This window comes from Rhizobiales bacterium NRL2 (assembly GCA_001664005.1).
Taxonomy (GTDB): domain Bacteria; phylum Pseudomonadota; class Alphaproteobacteria; order Minwuiales; family Minwuiaceae; genus Minwuia.
This window is the reverse complement of record CP016093.1, coordinates 4,203,778-4,219,054: the sequence shown is the minus strand read 5'-3', so window position 1 is coordinate 4,219,054 and position 15,277 is coordinate 4,203,778. Positions and strand designations below refer to the sequence as shown.

General features: G+C 69.2%; 15 protein-coding genes. 11 read left to right on the top strand and 4 right to left on the bottom strand.

Annotated features, from left to right (window positions below; translation table 11 throughout):
• Positions 1-3: 3 nt before the first annotated feature.
• Together TEF_19750 and TEF_19745 are read left to right on the top strand one after the other, a co-directional pair.
• On the top strand, positions 4-225 hold the full coding sequence (locus tag TEF_19750; protein ANK82779.1) for a hypothetical protein: 222 nt from the start codon (positions 4-6) through the stop codon (positions 223-225).
• Between the two features lie 46 nt (positions 226-271).
• Positions 272-1,429 (top strand): cyclohexanecarboxyl-CoA dehydrogenase, encoded by a 1,158-nt coding sequence (locus tag TEF_19745; GenBank protein ID ANK82778.1) that lies wholly within the window; start codon positions 272-274, stop codon positions 1,427-1,429.
• A gap of 180 nt (positions 1,430-1,609) precedes the next feature.
• Here the strand turns inward: TEF_19745 and TEF_19740 are convergent, their stop codons facing one another.
• The 4 genes from TEF_19740 to TEF_19725 form a co-directional block, all read right to left on the bottom strand.
• Positions 1,610-2,446 (bottom strand): LLM class F420-dependent oxidoreductase, encoded by an 837-nt coding sequence (locus TEF_19740; GenBank protein ANK82777.1) that lies wholly within the window; start codon positions 2,444-2,446, stop codon positions 1,610-1,612.
• 22 nt (positions 2,447-2,468) lie between these two features.
• Entirely contained in the window at positions 2,469-3,302 is an 834-nt protein-coding gene (locus TEF_19735) for a hypothetical protein (GenBank protein ANK82776.1), read from the bottom strand.
• Between the two features lie 58 nt (positions 3,303-3,360).
• Complete coding sequence (locus TEF_19730) at positions 3,361-4,233, bottom strand: short-chain dehydrogenase (GenBank protein ID ANK82775.1); 873 nt, start codon at positions 4,231-4,233, stop codon at positions 3,361-3,363.
• A 122-nt stretch (positions 4,234-4,355) separates the two neighbouring features.
• Positions 4,356-5,624, bottom strand: coding sequence for a hypothetical protein (locus TEF_19725; GenBank protein ANK83622.1), 1,269 nt, complete (start codon positions 5,622-5,624; stop codon positions 4,356-4,358).
• Between the two features lie 90 nt (positions 5,625-5,714).
• On the opposite strand from TEF_19725, the gene TEF_19720 reads away from it, so the two are divergent.
• The 9 genes from TEF_19720 (at position 5,715) to TEF_19680 (ending at position 15,240) form a co-directional block, all read left to right on the top strand.
• Positions 5,715-7,133, top strand: coding sequence for a hypothetical protein (locus TEF_19720; protein ID ANK82774.1), 1,419 nt, complete (start codon positions 5,715-5,717; stop codon positions 7,131-7,133).
• 147 nt (positions 7,134-7,280) lie between these two features.
• Positions 7,281-8,459, top strand: a complete 1,179-nt coding sequence (locus TEF_19715) for an ABC transporter substrate-binding protein (protein ANK82773.1) — start codon at positions 7,281-7,283, stop codon at positions 8,457-8,459.
• A gap of 70 nt (positions 8,460-8,529) precedes the next feature.
• Positions 8,530-11,205, top strand: a complete 2,676-nt coding sequence (locus TEF_19710) for a hypothetical protein (GenBank protein ANK82772.1) — start codon at positions 8,530-8,532, stop codon at positions 11,203-11,205.
• A gap of 69 nt (positions 11,206-11,274) precedes the next feature.
• Positions 11,275-11,841, top strand: coding sequence for an alkyl hydroperoxide reductase (locus tag TEF_19705; GenBank protein ANK82771.1), 567 nt, complete (start codon positions 11,275-11,277; stop codon positions 11,839-11,841).
• 311 nt (positions 11,842-12,152) lie between these two features.
• Positions 12,153-12,503 (top strand): hypothetical protein, encoded by a 351-nt coding sequence (locus TEF_19700; protein ID ANK82770.1) that lies wholly within the window; start codon positions 12,153-12,155, stop codon positions 12,501-12,503.
• Positions 12,469-12,903 carry a glyoxalase gene (locus TEF_19695; protein ANK82769.1) on the top strand — a complete coding sequence of 145 codons (435 nt, stop codon included), beginning with the start codon at positions 12,469-12,471 and terminating at the stop codon, positions 12,901-12,903. The genes TEF_19700 and TEF_19695 overlap by 35 nt, the downstream gene beginning before the upstream one ends.
• 25 nt (positions 12,904-12,928) lie before the next feature.
• On the top strand, positions 12,929-13,606 hold the full coding sequence (locus TEF_19690) for a 3-methyladenine DNA glycosylase (protein ANK82768.1): 678 nt from the start codon (positions 12,929-12,931) through the stop codon (positions 13,604-13,606).
• A gap of 4 nt (positions 13,607-13,610) precedes the next feature.
• Complete coding sequence (locus TEF_19685; GenBank protein ID ANK82767.1) at positions 13,611-14,303, top strand: hypothetical protein; 693 nt, start codon at positions 13,611-13,613, stop codon at positions 14,301-14,303.
• A gap of 238 nt (positions 14,304-14,541) precedes the next feature.
• Entirely contained in the window at positions 14,542-15,240 is a 699-nt protein-coding gene (locus TEF_19680) for a hypothetical protein (GenBank protein ID ANK82766.1), read from the top strand.
• The last annotated feature ends 37 nt before the right edge of the window (positions 15,241-15,277 follow it).

Sequence of the window (15,277 nt, the reverse complement as noted above, 5' to 3'; positions counted from 1 at the left end):
CCCATGCTGTGGAAGATATTGCTGCTTATCGCGATCATCGTCGCCGTGCTCTACGGCTTCAGGATGATCTCCCGGGCCTCCGACGGCCGCCAGCCGGCGGCGCGGAAGACGCGGAAGAAGGGGCGCGGGACCGAATCGGACGGCCAGGCGGTCGATCTGGTGAAGTGCGGCAACTGCGGCGCCTTCACCGCGCCGGGCACGCCCTGCAGCAATTGCGGCCAGTAGCGCCGGCCACGGCGACATTCAGCCTGATCAGGGGAGGATCCGGGCCATGGAATTCGGCTTTACCGAGGAACAGCGCGCGTTCCGCGACACAGCCCGGCGCTTCGCCGCCGACCGGCTCCAGCCGCGCTACCAGGCGCGCGAGGCCGAAGGCGGCTTCGAGGACGGCCTGCTGGAGGAAATGGGCGCGCTCGGCCTGCTCGGCGCCGATCTGCCGATGGAATATGGCGGCTCCGGCATCGACGGCGTGACGTCGGGCATGCTGATCGAGCAGATCGGCTGGGGCGACCTGTCGGTCTCCTACGCGCCGCTGCTGACCTCGCTGTTGGGCGACATCGTCGCCAGCCATGGCTCCGAGGCGATGAAGAATGCCTGCGTGCCCCGGCTCACCTCGGGCCAGGACCTGATCGCGCTCGGCCTAACCGAGCCACGCGGCGGCTCCGATGCGGCCAATCTGGTCACCAAGGCGGAGCGCACCAATGCGGGCTACGTGCTGAACGGGGAGAAGACCTCGATTTCCTGCGCTGCCCAGGCGAAGTGGATCATCGCCGTCGCCCGGACCGGCACGCCGGAGGACGGCGCGCGCGGCGTCACCGCCTTCCTGGTGCCGATGGATGCCCCCGGCGTCTCCACTTCCACCTTCGACGACGTGGGTTCGGTGGCGGTGGGCCGCGGCTCGGTCTTCTTCGACGATGTCCGGGTGGGCGACGAGCACCGCCTGGGCGCCGAAGGCGCGGGATTCCGCGAGGTGATGGCCGGCTTCGACTATTCGCGGGCGCTGATCGGCCTGCAGGTCATCGGCTGCGCGAAGGCCTCCCTGGAGGAGACCTGGGAATGGGTGCAGCAGCGCACCGCCTTCGGCCATCCGATCGCGAAATACCAGGGCGTCACCGAGCCGCTGGCCGTGGCCGAGACCAAGCTCCGCGCCGCCGAACTGCTCTGCTACCAGACGCTGTGGCTGCGCGATCAGGGTCTGAAGCACACGGCGGAAGCGGCGATGTGCAAGTGGTTCGCGCCGCAGACCGCCTTCGAGACGGTGCACCAGTGCATCCTGCTGCATGGCCACATGGGCTACGCGAAGGACACCCCGCACCAGCAGCGTCTGCGCGACATCATGGGCCTGCAGATCGGCGACGGCACGGCGCAGATCCAGAAGATGATCATCGCCCGCGAGAAGATCGGCAAGATCGCGGTGCCCTACGCCTGAGGCATATCGGCATCCCTTGGGCGAGTCCTGGGGCCGGCACAGCCGGAACCCGGGACCCACGCCAGAGTATTGGCGTCTGCCGCCGCGCTTCCGGGAAAGCTCGGGCATGGGTCCCGCACCGGCACTTCGCGCCGCGCAGGACTCGGCCGGAATGAGCCTCGTGGGCGTGCCGGGCGGTTTCTACTCGATCAGCTTGGCGTATTTGTCCAGCAGTTCCAGCACCGCGTCGCGGCCCTCGTCGGGGACGTCGAACAGCACCCGGTCGATGCCGGCCTCGCGGTATGATTCCAGCGTCGCCGCATCGGGCGGGGCGCGGAAGACGCTGACGGTGAAGTCCGAAGGCTTGCGGTCGTTCTCCTCGGCGATGCGCTTCAGCCGCGCCATGCCCTCGCCGGGCTCGAACTTCGGCCCCGCGCGCGGAAACCAGCCGTCGCCCAGCTGCACGACGCGCTTGAGCGTGTGGTCGGTCTCGCCGCCGAAGAGCACCGGCGGGTGCGGACTCTGCGCCGGCTTGGGGCTGGAGATGACCGGATCGAAGTCGACGAACGGCCCGTGATACTGGGCGTGCTCCTCCGTCCAGAGCACCTTGATGGCCTTGATCTTGTCCTCCATCACCTTGAAGCGGGTGTCGTACTCGACGCCGTGGTTCTCCATCTCCTCGGCGTTCCAGCCGGCGCCGAGGGCGAACTCGAAGCGGCCCCCCGACAGCAGGTCCAGCGTCGCCGTCGCCTTGGCGGTGACGATCGGGTCGTGCTGGGGCAACAGGCAGATGCCGGTGCCGAGTCGCAGGGTGTCGGTCGCCGCCGCCGCGAAGCTCAGCCCGACGAAGGGATCGTAGGTGTGGTAGTAGCGGTCCGGCAGATCGCCGCCGCCGGGGAAGGGCGTGCGGCGGCTGACCGGAATGTGGGTGTGCTCGCAGACGAACAGGCTTTCGAAGCCGCGGTCCTCCAGCGCTTTCGCCAGTTCCGCGATGTCGATGCCGTAGTGGGTCGGAAAGTGGAACGTCCCGAACTTCATGGCCTCGGTCCTCCCATGGATCTCATGCCCCTTGTTGTTGTTGCGCGAGGCCGCGTTCGAACAGGTCCGCCTCGTCGTCGCGCCGCCGTCTCAGACCCGCCAGCCCGGGCCAGAGCCGTTTCATCGATCTAATGCGCCGCGGGACGCGGGAAAGGGCGGCGCGGCCGCCATCGGACATCAGGTCGCGGATCTCCCGCATTTCCCGGCGGCTGTCGGTATCCTTCATGCTGGCGCCGCGATTGTACACCAGTGAGAACAGCGCGCCCCGGCAGAGGTCCGGCAGCGTGTCGAAATTCGGGAAGGCGGCGCGCGTGCGGGCGATGAATTCCGGCGCGGAGCGCACGCAGAAGACGCGCCAGGCGGCCCGCCACGGCACCTCGGCCCCGGCGACCAGCGCGGCCAGTTCCGCGCTGCCGCGGCAGCCTTCGACGGACTTCAGCAGGTCCACATGATCGTTCCGGATCAGCCCCCGGAAGGCCTCGGCCTCGTGAAAGCGCAGGTCGTAGCCGATGCCGACGGTGACTCCCGATTCGCCTTCCGGCCAGACCGGACGCCGCAGCCTGCGTTCATAGTGCTCCCGGCTCGCGACCTCGTGGCGCACGATCAGGGCAAGGCAGGATGCCGGAATGTCGGGGGAGGGCTCCGGCCGGGCCGCCAGCCAGCGCCGCAGCGCCGGATCGGCGACGCCGTTCGCCGGCTGGCGGGCGAGGCCCTGGGCGTACTTCACCGCCCGCTCCGTCGCCGGGCCGAAATCGCCGTCCTCGGCGATGGCCGCGCCGACGCGGTTGAGCAAAGCCTGTAGCTCGCGCACCGCCGCCGGCCCGGCCTTGCCACGCCGAAGTTCCCGGATCGCCATGGTTCCATTTCCCCTTGCCGCCATCCCCCGATGGTAGCGGCCCGGGAGTTATCCGTTCTCAGGAAGAACCGGTCTTGCGCGCCTCCGACTTGTCGCCGGTGCTGCCCCGGTTGATGCCGGAACGCTGCTTGAGCACCGTGTCGTCGACATTGCGCCAGAAGCCCGGGGAGGACGCCAGCGCGCCGCCGTCGACCACCAGGGTGTGACCGGTGACGAAGCCGGCGTCGTCGGAGGCGAGAAAGACCGCCGCCCCGGCGATGTCGCTGCCCTCGCCCAGGTCCGGCCAGGGGGTGATCTCGTGCGCCATCGCTTCCATCTGGTCGGCCCGGTTGGCGTGGAACAGCGGCGTGCGGATGATGCCCGGCGCGATGGAGTTGATGCGGATGCGGTCCTTCGCCAGTTCCGTGGTCAGCGCCCGCGTGAGGTTGGTCACCGCCGCCTTGGCCGCCGAATAGGCGCTGGAGCCCGCGCCGCCCGAAAGCCCGGCGATGGAGGCGGTGTTGATCACCGCGCCGCCCTGGCCCTGCTGCTTCATCTGCCGCACGCCGTGCTTGATGCCCAGGAAGACGCCGCGCACCAGCACGTGGAAGGTGTAGTCCCATTCGTCGACCGTGGTCTCGGTGATCGGCCCGAAGGCCCCGCCCACGCCGGCATTGTTGAACATGATGTCGAGCCGCCCGAAGCGGTCGACCGCGGCGCCGACCAGCTTCTCGATATCGGCTTCCTCCGAGACGTCGCCGCGGACGAAGGCGACCCGGTCGCCCGCGCCGGCCTCTTCGGCGGCCTTGATCGTGGCCTCGCCATTGGCCTGGTTCATGTCGTTGACGACGACGGATGCGCCTTCCTGCAGGTAGCGCAGCACCGTCGCCCGCCCCATGCCCGACGCGCCGCCGGTGATTGCCGCGACCTTGCCTTCCAGTCTGCCTGTCATGTGTTCCTCCCCTTCAGTGTGTCTCGTGCCCCGGGACTCGATCCCGGGGCCCAGTTCTGCATCGCATCCCACTGGGTCCCGCGATCAAGTCCCGGGACGGGTGAGCGATCTGGATCGCTTCCTCAACTCCGGCTGATGACGACGGATGCGTTCTGGCCGCCGAAGCCGAAGGAATTGATCTGGGCGACGTCGAAGTCGAGCTTCTTCGGCTTCCCGATCACCAGCTCGAACTCGGCCGCCGGGTCCGGCTCGTCGGTGTTCGACGTGTGGACGAAGACGCCGTCGGCCATGCCGCAGAGCAGCTCGATCAGCGCCATGCCGCCCGAGGACGCCCCGGAATGGCCGAAATGCCCCTTGGGCGCAGTCACCGGCAGCGGCGCGGACCGCCCCTTGCCGTGGACCCGGTTGATCGCCGCGATCTCGGCGGTGTCGCCCTTGGGCGTCGCCGTGGCGTGGGCGGCCAGGCCTCCGACGTCCGAGGGACTCATGCCGGCCGATTGAATGGCCTTCTCCATCGCCTTCGCCTCCCACTGCCCGCTCGGATCGGGGGAGGAGGGATGGAAGCTGTCAGAGAGCGAGCCGTAGCCGCGGAAATAGCCCAGGATCTTCGCGCCGCGCGCCTTCGCGTGGCTTTCGCGCTCCAGGACGACGATGGACGAGCCCTCGCCGACCACGATGCCCTGGCGCTTGACGTCGAAGGGCAGCATCACCCGGCGCGGGTCGTCGGAGGCGCCTTCCATGCCATAGGCGCCGCCGGCGTAGTACATGGCCGGCACGAAGTCCCCGTCGGGCTTGCCGCCGGCGCCCGAGATGCCGCCCTCGGTGCCGCCGGCGATCATGATGTCGGCCTCGCCGGCGCGGATCAGGCGCGCGGCCGTGCCCATGGCGTCCAGCGAACTGGCGCAGGCGGTGGTGACCGTCAGGTTGGGCCCGTGCAGGCGGTAGCGCAGCGAGATCTGGCCCGCCGCCATGTTGGCCCAGACCTGCAGCTGGGTCTTGCGCGGCACGGCCTCCGGCCCCTGCGTGTCCAGCATGTACTGCGCCTTCTGGAAGGCGCGGACGCCGCCGCCCGACGTGCCGTGGACCACGCCCAGCCGTTCGGCGTCATAGCCGCCGTCGTGCAGTCCGGCCTGCTGCATCGCCTGCTGCGCGGCGGCCAGCGCGAACTGCGCGAACAGGTCGCTGCCGTCGGCGATCTTCGCGTCCATCCAGTCCAGCGGGTCGAAATCCGTGACCGTGCCCCAGAACACCTTGCCGCCGTCGCGTTCGGGATCGCACCAGGGCGCGAGGCCGATGCCGCTGCGGTCGGCGAGCATGCCCTTGTGGAACTGGCCGACCGAACTGCCCAGCGCCGAGACCACGCCCGTTCCGGTAATCGCGATTGCTTCCATGCAACTGTCCTCCCCGCGGTCATCATAACGCGAAGCCCGGGCGGCGCGAATGCGCATACGTTCCGGCCGGGATGCGCTAGGTAGGGGAACATGATCGACGAGGCGACGACACTCTCGCCCTGGCGGGCGCTTCGCCGCAGCGACCAGCTCGCCCGGCTGCTGGTGCTCTGCGCCGGCGTCTGGCTGCACGCCGCGGACGCGCTGCTGGTGGCCACCCTGATGCCCGACGCGGCGCGTGAACTGGGCGGCGTCGCCTTCATGGGCTGGACCATCGCCCTCTATATCGTCGGCTCCATCGTCGCCGGCGCCGCGGGCGGCCAGCTCGCCCTGCGTTTCGGCGTGGCCCGGGCCATGGCCGGCGCGGCGCTGGTCTTCGCCTTCGGCTGCCTGCTGAGCGCGCTGGCGCAGGAAATGGGGCTGATGCTGCTGGGCCGCCTGGTCCAGGGCGTGGGCGGCGGAGCCATGCTGGCGCTGACCTTTGTCGGTCTGGAAGGCCTGTTTCCCAGCCGGCTCATGGGTCCGGTGATGGCCGTGGTGTCCTCGGTCTGGGGCGCGTCCGCCTTCTGCGGCCCGCTGGTGGGCGGCGTCTTCGCCCATTACGGCCTCTGGCGCTGGGGTTTCGGCGCCTTTGCCCTCCAGGCCTTGGTCCTGGCCCTGTTGACGCTCTGGCTGCTGCCGCGCCGCGCCGCGGAGAAACAGGATGTCGGCCCCGTCCCGTTCGGCCGACTCGGCCTGCTCGGACTCGCCATCGTCGCCGTGGCCAGCGCCGGCAACGTGACCGCGACGGCCGCCGCCGCCGCGCTGTTGACGGCGGGACTCGTCCTGCTGGCGCTGTTCTTCCGCCTCGACCGCGTTGCGCGCCAGTCGCTGCTACCGCCGACGGCGGCGGACCCGCGCACGATGAGCGGGGCGGGCATCCTGTTCGTGATGTGCTTCGCCGCCGCGACCATTCCCTTTACCGTCTACGGGCCGCTCCTGCTGCAGCTCCGTTTCGGCGTCTCGCCGCTGGTGGGCGGCTATGTCGTCGCCGTCGAATCGCTCTGCTGGACGCTGGCCGCTGTGACGGTGGCGCAGGCCGGTCCGCGTGCGGAACCCTGGGTGATCCGCGCCGGGGCCCTGATCGCCAGCGCCGGCGTGGTCGGCATGGTGGCTGTCCTGCCCGTGGGCCCGCTCTGGGCGATCGTCGTCGCCACGGGCGCGCTCGGCATGGGGTTCGGCGCCTTCTGGGCCTTCGTCGTCAAGCGGGTGGTGGACAGCGTCGGCGAGAACCAGAAGGAGCGCGCTTCCGCGGCCCTGCCGACAACCCAGCTCATCGGCTACGCGGTGGGCGCGGCAATGGCGGGGCTTTTCGCCAATGCCGCGGGCTTCGCGGACGGGGAGCAGGCGTCCGACGCGCCCGCGGTCGGGTTCTGGATCTATGCCGGCTGCCTGCCCGTGCTTCTGGCCGGCTGGCTGTTCTTGCCGCGCCTGACCGGGCGGACGGTCATCGAGAGCACCTCAAGTAATTGAACGCGTTGGAAGAATTGCAGCGTCAGGTTCCTTCCTGAAGCGCAACCGTCGTTGAGTTTCGCGGCTTTCCGCGCGCCGGTTCAGCGAATCTTAAAGGTTCCGCCTCCGTAATGTCGGCCACGATAAAAGCTACGGAGGAACCGCCACATGAATTCGATCCACAAGGCCGTGAGGGGCGGCGCTGCCGCGGTCGCCCTGGCCGTATTCGCGGCCGGTCTGCCCCTTGCCGCCGCCGCGGAAGACGGCGTCGAAGCCGATCGCGTCGTCTTCGGCCAGTCGGCCGCCTTCGAGGGCCCGGCCCAGGCGCTCGGCCTCGGCATGCGTCTCGGCATCGAGGCCGCCTTTCACGAGGCGAACCAGGCCGGCGGCGTGCATGGACGCCGTTTCGACCTGGTCAGCTATGACGACAGCTACGAGCCGGACAAGGCCATCGCCAACACCAACCGCCTGATCGGCGAGGACAAGGTCTTCGCCCTGGTCGGCGAGGTGGGCACCCCGACCTCCAAGGCCGCGCAGCCCATCGCCACCGAAAACGCGGTGCCGTTCTTCGGCCCCTTCACCGGCGCCGGCTTCCTGCGCGCCCCTGAGAACCGCAACGTCATCAACGTCCGCGGCACCTACGACGCCGAAGCGGAGAAGTGGATCGCCTTCCTGACCGCCGAGAAGAAGGCCAGCCGCATCGCCATCCTCTATCAGGACGACAGCTTCGGCCGCGTCGGCCTGGCCGGCGTGACCAGGGCGCTGGAGCAGCGCGGCATGGAACTGGTCGCCGAGGGCACCTACAAGCGCAACACCACGGCGGTGAAGTCGGCGCTGCTGCAGATCCGCAAGGGCGAGCCCGACGCCATCGTCATGGTGGGCGCCTACAAGCCGATCGCCGAATTCGTCAAGCTGGCGAAGAAGACCCGCATGGACGTCCCGTTCGTGACCATCTCCTTCGTCGGCTCCAGCGCGCTGGCCAGGGAACTCGGCGATGACGGCCGGGGCGTCTACATCACCCAGGTGGTCCCCTTCCCCTGGAACACCGAGATGCCGCTGGTCGCGCGCTATCACCAGGCGCTGAAGGCCCGGGATGCCGAGGCCGAACCGGGCTTCGTCTCCTTCGAGGGCTACATCGTCGGCCGGCTGCTGGTCGCGGCGATGGAGAAGGCCGGTCCCGAACCGACCCGCGCCGGTCTGCTCGACGCCGTCTACGCCACCGGAAGCTTCGACCTGGACGGCGTCATGCTGACCTTCGGCGAAGGCGACAACCAGGGCATGGACGAAATCTTCATGACCGTGATCGAGAGCGCCTCGAGTTTCACGGCCATCCACACCGGCTCCTGACCGCGTCCCGCCGCCGGTCCCGCCCGCCGGGCGGGGCCGGCCCCGGGCCCCAGTACGAGGGGATTGAGCGATGAACGCACCCGTTGATCATTCCAGCCTGAGCGAGGCGATGCTGCCCGGCGCCGGCAAGGCCGCCGGCGACGATGCGCGCCGCGGCTGGAAACGCATTCTCGACATCCGGCACATGGGCGTCGGCGGCAAGCTTTACCTCGCCTTCGGCGCCATTGCGCTGATGACCGTGGCCGCCGGCACGCTGGCGGTGCTCTCCTTCCGGGAGGCCGACGACGCGCTGCAGCGTCTGACCCGCGTGTCCGTGCCGACCATCGTCGAGTCTCAGCAGCTCGCCCTGACCGGCGAGCGGATCTCCGCCGCCGCGCCGCGGCTCGCCGGTGTGGCGACGCCCGAAGCGCGCCTGGAGGCCCGGGCGTTGCTGGACAGCGAGATGCAGCGCCTCAACGACGGTATCGCCAGCATCGAAGGCATGCGGATCGCGGGTGTGGACCAGGTCCGCACCCTGGCGCAGGACTTCTCCAGTCACCTGCAGACACTGGACGACGCGGTCGCCCGCCGCCTGGAACTGGGCGCGCAGAAGCAGGCCGGCGTCTCCCGCGCTGCGGCCATGCACGAAACACTGCTGGGGATTCTGGAACCGAAGGTGGAGGAAGCCCGCGCACAACTCGACGTCGCCATCGGCGCGGCGACCGGGCGCAACCGCGAGGGCGTCGCCCAGCTGATGGATACCGAGGTGGCCGCGCTTCACGCCGGCCTGCAGGTCAGCGTCTACGGCAAGGAACTCACCCTGATCTTCGCCGAGGCCGAACTGGTGGTGAAGCCGGAGGAACTGCAGCCGCTGCGCGAACGCTACACCGCGGCCGCCCAGTCGATGGCCCGCGCCCTGGAGCCCCTGCCCGCCAACGAGGAGAGCGAGGAACTGCGGCGGCTTGCCGGTCTGATCGTCGGCCTGGGCGCCGAAGGCGGCTTCTTCGATATCCGCAACGACGAACTGAACGCCTGGCGCATGAGCTCCGCGCAGATGGATCAGATCCGGGCGCGGCGCGAGGCCTTCGATGCCGAACTGAACAGCCTGCTCAAGGAATTCGGCGCCGCCACGGCCGTTGTGGTCGACAACGCCACCTTCAACCTGCTGATCGGCGGCGAGAACGTCGCCGACGAGACCGCCGAGACGATCTCGGACCTGGTCGACAATGATGTCGCGCGCATCCGCGGCCTGCTGAACGTGCAGAGCCACGCCAACCTGATCGGCGGCCTGCTGGCCGCAGCGGCGCATCAGCCGAGCGCCGAAGCGCTGGCGCCGATCGTCGCGCGCCTGGCCCGGGGCGAGGAAGACCTGGAAAGCGCCCTGTGGGACGTCTCCATCGAGGACACCACGGCCATCGCGCCGGCGATCGAAGACATGCTGTCCATTCTCAAGGGCGCGACCGGCGTGCCGAAGCTGCGCATCGCGGAACTGGAAGCGGAGGCCGAAGTGGCCCAGGCGCTGGCCGACACCCGCGATTCCTCGGCGCGCATGGCGTCGTCGGTGGCGGCGATCGTCGATCAGGCGATCCGCTCCGGGGACGGCACCGCCCGCGCCGTGGAGCAGCAGATCGAGCAGAACTCGATGATCCTGGCCATCGTCTCGGCGGTCGCCGTGGCGGTTGCCGTGCTGATCGGCTGGCTGTTCGTCGGCCGGGTCATCGTGCGCAGCCTGAAGTCTCTGGCCGGCGCCATGGGCCGGCTGACGGAGGGCGAGCTGGAAACCGAAATTCCGGCGACGAAGCAGCACGACGAGATCGGCCGCATGGCCCGCGCCGTCGAGGTCTTCAAGCTGAACGCGCAGGAGATGCGCCGCCTGGAAGCCGAGAAGGTAGAGGACGAACGCCGCGCCGCGGAAGAGAAGCGAAAGGCCATGCACGACCTGGCCGACGGCTTCGAATCGGGCGTCATCGGCGTGGTCGACAGCGTCGCCGGCGCCGCCGGGGACATGCGCTCGACCGCGCAGGAGATGTCGGGCATGGCGGAATCCGCCAGCGGTCAGGCGCAGGAGGTCGCCGACGCGGCCCGGGCCACGACCGAGCACGTGCAGTCGGTCTCGGCGGCGGCCGAGCAGCTGGCGGCGGCGGTCAACGAGGTCGGCGAGAAGGTGAGCCAGGCGGCGAGCGCGGCCGAGCAGGCCGCGGCGCAGACCGAGCGCACCGACGAGACCATGTCGTCGCTGTCGCTGACAGCGGCAGAGATCGGCTCGATCGTGGAACTGATCAGCGACATCGCCGAGCAGACCAACCTGCTGGCGCTGAACGCGACCATCGAGGCCAGCCGGGCGGGCGACGCCGGGCGGGGCTTCGCGGTGGTGGCGACCGAGGTGAAGAACCTGGCCGACCAGACGGCGGAGGCGACGATCGACATCCGCCGCAAGGTCGACAACATCCGTGACGCCTCGAACAACTCGGTCGACGCGATCAAGGAGATCAAGACCCGGATCCAGGAGCTGCACACGACCAACACGGTAGTGGCCTCGGCGGTGGAGGAGCAGATCGCCTCGATCAACGAGATCTCGCGCAGCACCCGCCAGGCGGCGGAGAGCACGCGCTCGGTCTCGGAGGCGATCGAACAGCTCTCCCAGGCGTCGAGCCAGACCGGCAGCGCGGCGACCCTGGTGCTGGACCGCTCGGGTTCGCTCAACGCCTCCTCGGGCGAGCTCAAGCAGGTGGTCTCGCGCTTCCTCGACGGCGTCCGCGCCGCCTGAGCCGCCACTGGCCATCGCGGGCCGCACCTGTCACCATCGGGGCTTCCTTCAGCCAGAGGGAGGCCCCGAATGACCTTGACCGAAACCCCTGCGGGTGAGCTGGGCTGGACGGCGGCGGACTTCAGCCTGCCCGAACCCGGCGGCGAGACCCGCTTGCTCGCCGATCTGAAAGGCGAGAACGGCATCGTGATCGCCTTCATCTGCAATCACTGCCCCTATGTGAAGGCGGTGGCCGAGGATCTGGCGGCGGACGCGCGCGAACTGGAACGGGTGGGCGTGGCCACGGTCGGCATCATGCCCAACGACTATCGCGCCCATCCCGACGACGCGCCGGAGAAGATGGCCGCCTTCGCGGCGCAGCACGGCTTCGACTTCCCCTACCTGATCGACGAAAGCCAGGCGGTGGCGAAGGCCTATCGCGCGGTCTGCACGCCCGACCTGTTCGGTTTCGACCGGGATCTGAAGCTGGTCTACCGCGGCCGGCTGGCCGAAGGCGGGATCACGCCGAAGCCGGGTGCGGCCCGCGATCTGGTCGAGGCCATGAAGGCCGTCGCGACGGGCGGCGAGGCGCCGGCGGACCAGGTGCCCTCCATGGGCTGCTCCATCAAGTGGAAGCCCGGCAACGCACCGGACTGACTCCTCGAACAGTCACCCCCGCCCCCGTGCGGGGGTCCGGAGCTGCTTCGCTGCAGGTCCGTTGCATTGCCGGATGCCCGCACAAGCCTGCCCCTGACCCCCGTTCGGGGGGCGGGCATGACGCGGTAGAGAACGACACCACCCGCCCCGGGACTTGATCCCGGGGTCCAGCACTGTAGCGCCGCCCCACCGGGTCCCGCGATCAAGTCACGGGACCGGCAGGCGCAGGCGTCACCGTATAGTCACTTCCCCCCTGGCGCAGGGGTTCGGAGGGGATTGACGTCCGTCAAATTATCTATATATCTAGTGATATGGATAATTTGACCGCAGCCGAAGCCTTCGCCGCCTTGGGCCATGAGAGCCGCCTCGCCATCCTGCAGTTCCTGGTGGAATGCGGGCCGGAGGGGGCCGACGCCTCGACTATGTCGGCGGCGCTTTCCATCCCCTGGACGACGCTGTCGCACCACCTGGACCACCTGAAGCGGACGGGCCTCGTGCGGGCGGCGCGCGAGGGCCGGCGGCTGGTCCACACCGCGGAGTTCGCCGCCGTCCAGCGGCTTTCGACCTTCCTGCTGCGCAATTGCTGCAGCCGGCAGACACAGACACCCAGCCAGAGGAGCGAAGACCATGGCCCGACGCCTGCACGTGCACATCGCCGTTGACGACCTGGAGAAGTCCACGGCGTTCTATTCCACCCTGTTCGCCGCCGAGCCGACCGTCCTGAAGGGCGATTACGCCAAGTGGATGCTGGACGATCCGGCGGTGAACTTCGCCATCTCCAACCGCGGCGCGAAGACCGGCGTCGACCACCTGGGCTTTCAGGTCGACAGCGACGAGGAGGTCGAGACGATCGAGGGCCGTCTCGCCGCCGCCGAGCAGGCGGTCGCGCCGCAGCGCAACGCCGAGTGCTGCTACGCCTTCGGCAACAAGTCGTGGTCCCGCGATCCCGCCGGCGTTCCGTGGGAGATCTTCCACACGCTGAACGAGATCCCGGTCTATGGCGTCGACCACGCGCCGACCGAGGAAACCGCGCCGAGGAGCGGCGGCGCCTGTTGCGGCTGAGGCGGGACCGCGCCAATTATACGGCGTGGAAACGTTCGCCAGAATCCGGGCCCGCGCCGCCGAACGCAAGGGCGGCGAGGACGCCCTCGAAGCGCTGATGCCGGCGATCCGGCCACCCGAGGAGGTGGCCGCGATCCCCGACGACCGCTGGCTTGCGGGCATGACCCGGGCGGTGTTCCAGTCCGGGTTCTCTTGGAAGGTGATCGACGCCAAGTGGCCGGGCTTCGAGGCCGCCTTCCACGGCTTCGATCCGGGCCGCGTGGCGATGATGGACGATGACGCCCTCGACGCGCTGACCCGCAACCCCGACATCGTGCGCAACGCCGCCAAGATCCAGGCGACGCGGGAGAACGCGGTCTTCGTCATCGGCCTGATCCGCGAGCACGGCTCCGCCGGCGCCTTCTTCGCCAACCATCCGGTGACCGATCAGACGGGGCTGATGGAGGTTCTGAAGAAGCGGGCGAAGCGCCTCTCGGGCAATTCGGGGATGTACTTCCTGCGCCAGATGGGCCGCGACGGCTACGTGCTGGGCGGCGACGTCGTGAAGGCCCTGATCAAATGGGGCGCGGTCGACCGCAACCCAACCTCGAAACGAGACCTCGCCGCGACCCAGGCGGCCTTCAACGCCTGGGCCGATGAATCCGGCCGGCCCATGGCCCATATCAGCCGCACGCTCGCCATGTCGGTGGGCGAGGAGGACTGAGGCCATGGCGCGCGACCTGGACAGGCCCTCGGGCCGGGGCGACATCGACGCATTCCTGAAGAAGGTGAAGTCGACGCCGGCGAAATCGACCGGCCGGCGCGGGCGGCTGATCTTCGCCATGGACGCGACCGCCAGCCGCCAGCATCAGTGGGACCGGGCGCTGCACATCCAGGCGGAGATGTTCCAGGCCGCCGAGGAACTGGGCGGCCTCGATATCCAGCTCATCTTCTACCGCGGCTTCGGCGAGTGCCGGGCGAGCAAATGGTACTCGGAGCCGGCGGAGCTGCGCCGCGCCATGCTGACGGTGCGCTGCCTCGGCGGGCGCACCCAGATCGGCAAGGTGCTGGGCCGCGCAATGAAGGAAACGAAGGCGAAGCCCGTGCAGGCGGTCGTCTTCGTCGGCGACTGCATGGAAGAGGATGCCGACTACCTCTGCGACCAGGCCGGCCAGCTCGGCCTGCTGAACACGCCGCTGTTCATGTTCCACGAGGGCGGGGAGCCGCTCGCCGCCGGGACCTTCCGGCAGATGGCGAAACTGTCGGGCGGCGCCTATTGCCGCTTCGACGCCAACAGCGCCGAGGCGCTGAAGGAACTGCTGCGCGCGGTCGCGGTCTACGCCGCCGGCGGCCGCCGGGCGCTGGCCGACCGTTCCTCGGGCAGCCGCCAGGTCGCGGGCCTGCTGGAACAGCTCAAATAGTACTGGCCGGTTTCGCCGCGACACGGTCGCCGCAGACCCCTTGCGCGAACGGTGCGTCGTACCATGTGGGCGGGTGACGCCGTCGCCGACGACGGGTCCAACAAGACCAACAATCACCGGGCAGGCGCCGCAAGGCGCGGCCCGCCCGGGGCCATGGCGTCGGCGCACAGGCGACCCAACAAGCACGATAACCAGGAGGAGCGTAATGTTTAGGAACCCTGGACGGATTACCGCAGCCATGCTCGCCGGCGCCGTGTCGCTTGGCGCGATCAGTGTCGCGCAGGCGCAGGACGCCCAGAACGACGACTGGGTGGACCTCGAAAGCTGGGACGAGGAATCGGTCTACAAGGGCTGGAGCGCCGACGCGATGCTGGACGAGGATGTCTATGGCGCCAATGGCGACGAGATCGGCGAGGTCGAGGACTTCATGATCGGACCCGACGGCAAGATCGCCAGGGTGGTCGTCGAAGGCGGCGGCTTCCTGGATATCGGCGACAGCCACGTGGCCATTCCCTATGACCGGATGAAACGGAACCGTTCGGATTCCTTCACCGCGCCGCTCACCGAGGAAGAGCTCGAGGACGGCCATGTGGGCATGTTCGAAACCGTCGATGACATGCCAGCGAAGCCGCAGAACTGGCGCGTCAGCAACCTGATCGGCGATTCCATGCTGCTGGAGAACCGCGTCGGCTATGGCCTGGTGGACGATGTGATCTTCGGCAATGATGGCGCCATCAAGAGCGTGATCGTCCGTCCGAGCTACGGCTACGGCTATGGCCTCGGCCCGCGGGCGGTCCCCTACGCCAACACCTTCGACCCGTACCAGCCGTACTACAGCACGCCGTACACCCTGGCGGAGCTGGAGGAGACCGAGCGCTTCAACTACGGCCGGCTCGACGAGGACAACTGGGAAGGCGAGGCCTTCGGCGAGGAGTAATCTCCCCGCGGCAGGCAACGGCCCCGGACGGCGCGAC

Excerpts from the sequence above, each read along its gene's own strand:
- TEF_19730 (ANK82775.1), bottom strand. The coding sequence starts at position 4,233 with ATGACAGGCAGACTGGAAGGCAAGGTCGCGGCAATCACCGGCGGCGCG.
- TEF_19680 (ANK82766.1), top strand. The coding sequence starts at position 14,542 with ATGCTCGCCGGCGCCGTGTCGCTTGGCGCGATCAGTGTCGCGCAGGCG.
- TEF_19710 (ANK82772.1), top strand. The coding sequence starts at position 8,530 with ATGAACGCACCCGTTGATCATTCCAGCCTGAGCGAGGCGATGCTGCCC.
- TEF_19695 (ANK82769.1), top strand. The coding sequence starts at position 12,469 with ATGGCCCGACGCCTGCACGTGCACATCGCCGTTGACGACCTGGAGAAG.
- TEF_19720 (ANK82774.1), top strand. The coding sequence starts at position 5,715 with ATGATCGACGAGGCGACGACACTCTCGCCCTGGCGGGCGCTTCGCCGC.
- TEF_19705 (ANK82771.1), top strand. The coding sequence starts at position 11,275 with ATGACCTTGACCGAAACCCCTGCGGGTGAGCTGGGCTGGACGGCGGCG.
- TEF_19725 (ANK83622.1), bottom strand. The coding sequence starts at position 5,624 with ATGGAAGCAATCGCGATTACCGGAACGGGCGTGGTCTCGGCGCTGGGC.
- TEF_19700 (ANK82770.1), top strand. The coding sequence starts at position 12,153 with ATGGATAATTTGACCGCAGCCGAAGCCTTCGCCGCCTTGGGCCATGAG.
- TEF_19685 (ANK82767.1), top strand. The coding sequence starts at position 13,611 with ATGGCGCGCGACCTGGACAGGCCCTCGGGCCGGGGCGACATCGACGCA.
- TEF_19715 (ANK82773.1), top strand. The coding sequence starts at position 7,281 with ATGAATTCGATCCACAAGGCCGTGAGGGGCGGCGCTGCCGCGGTCGCC.
- TEF_19740 (ANK82777.1), bottom strand. The coding sequence starts at position 2,446 with ATGAAGTTCGGGACGTTCCACTTTCCGACCCACTACGGCATCGACATC.
- TEF_19735 (ANK82776.1), bottom strand. The coding sequence starts at position 3,302 with ATGGCGATCCGGGAACTTCGGCGTGGCAAGGCCGGGCCGGCGGCGGTG.
- TEF_19750 (ANK82779.1), top strand. The coding sequence starts at position 4 with ATGCTGTGGAAGATATTGCTGCTTATCGCGATCATCGTCGCCGTGCTC.
- TEF_19745 (ANK82778.1), top strand. The coding sequence starts at position 272 with ATGGAATTCGGCTTTACCGAGGAACAGCGCGCGTTCCGCGACACAGCC.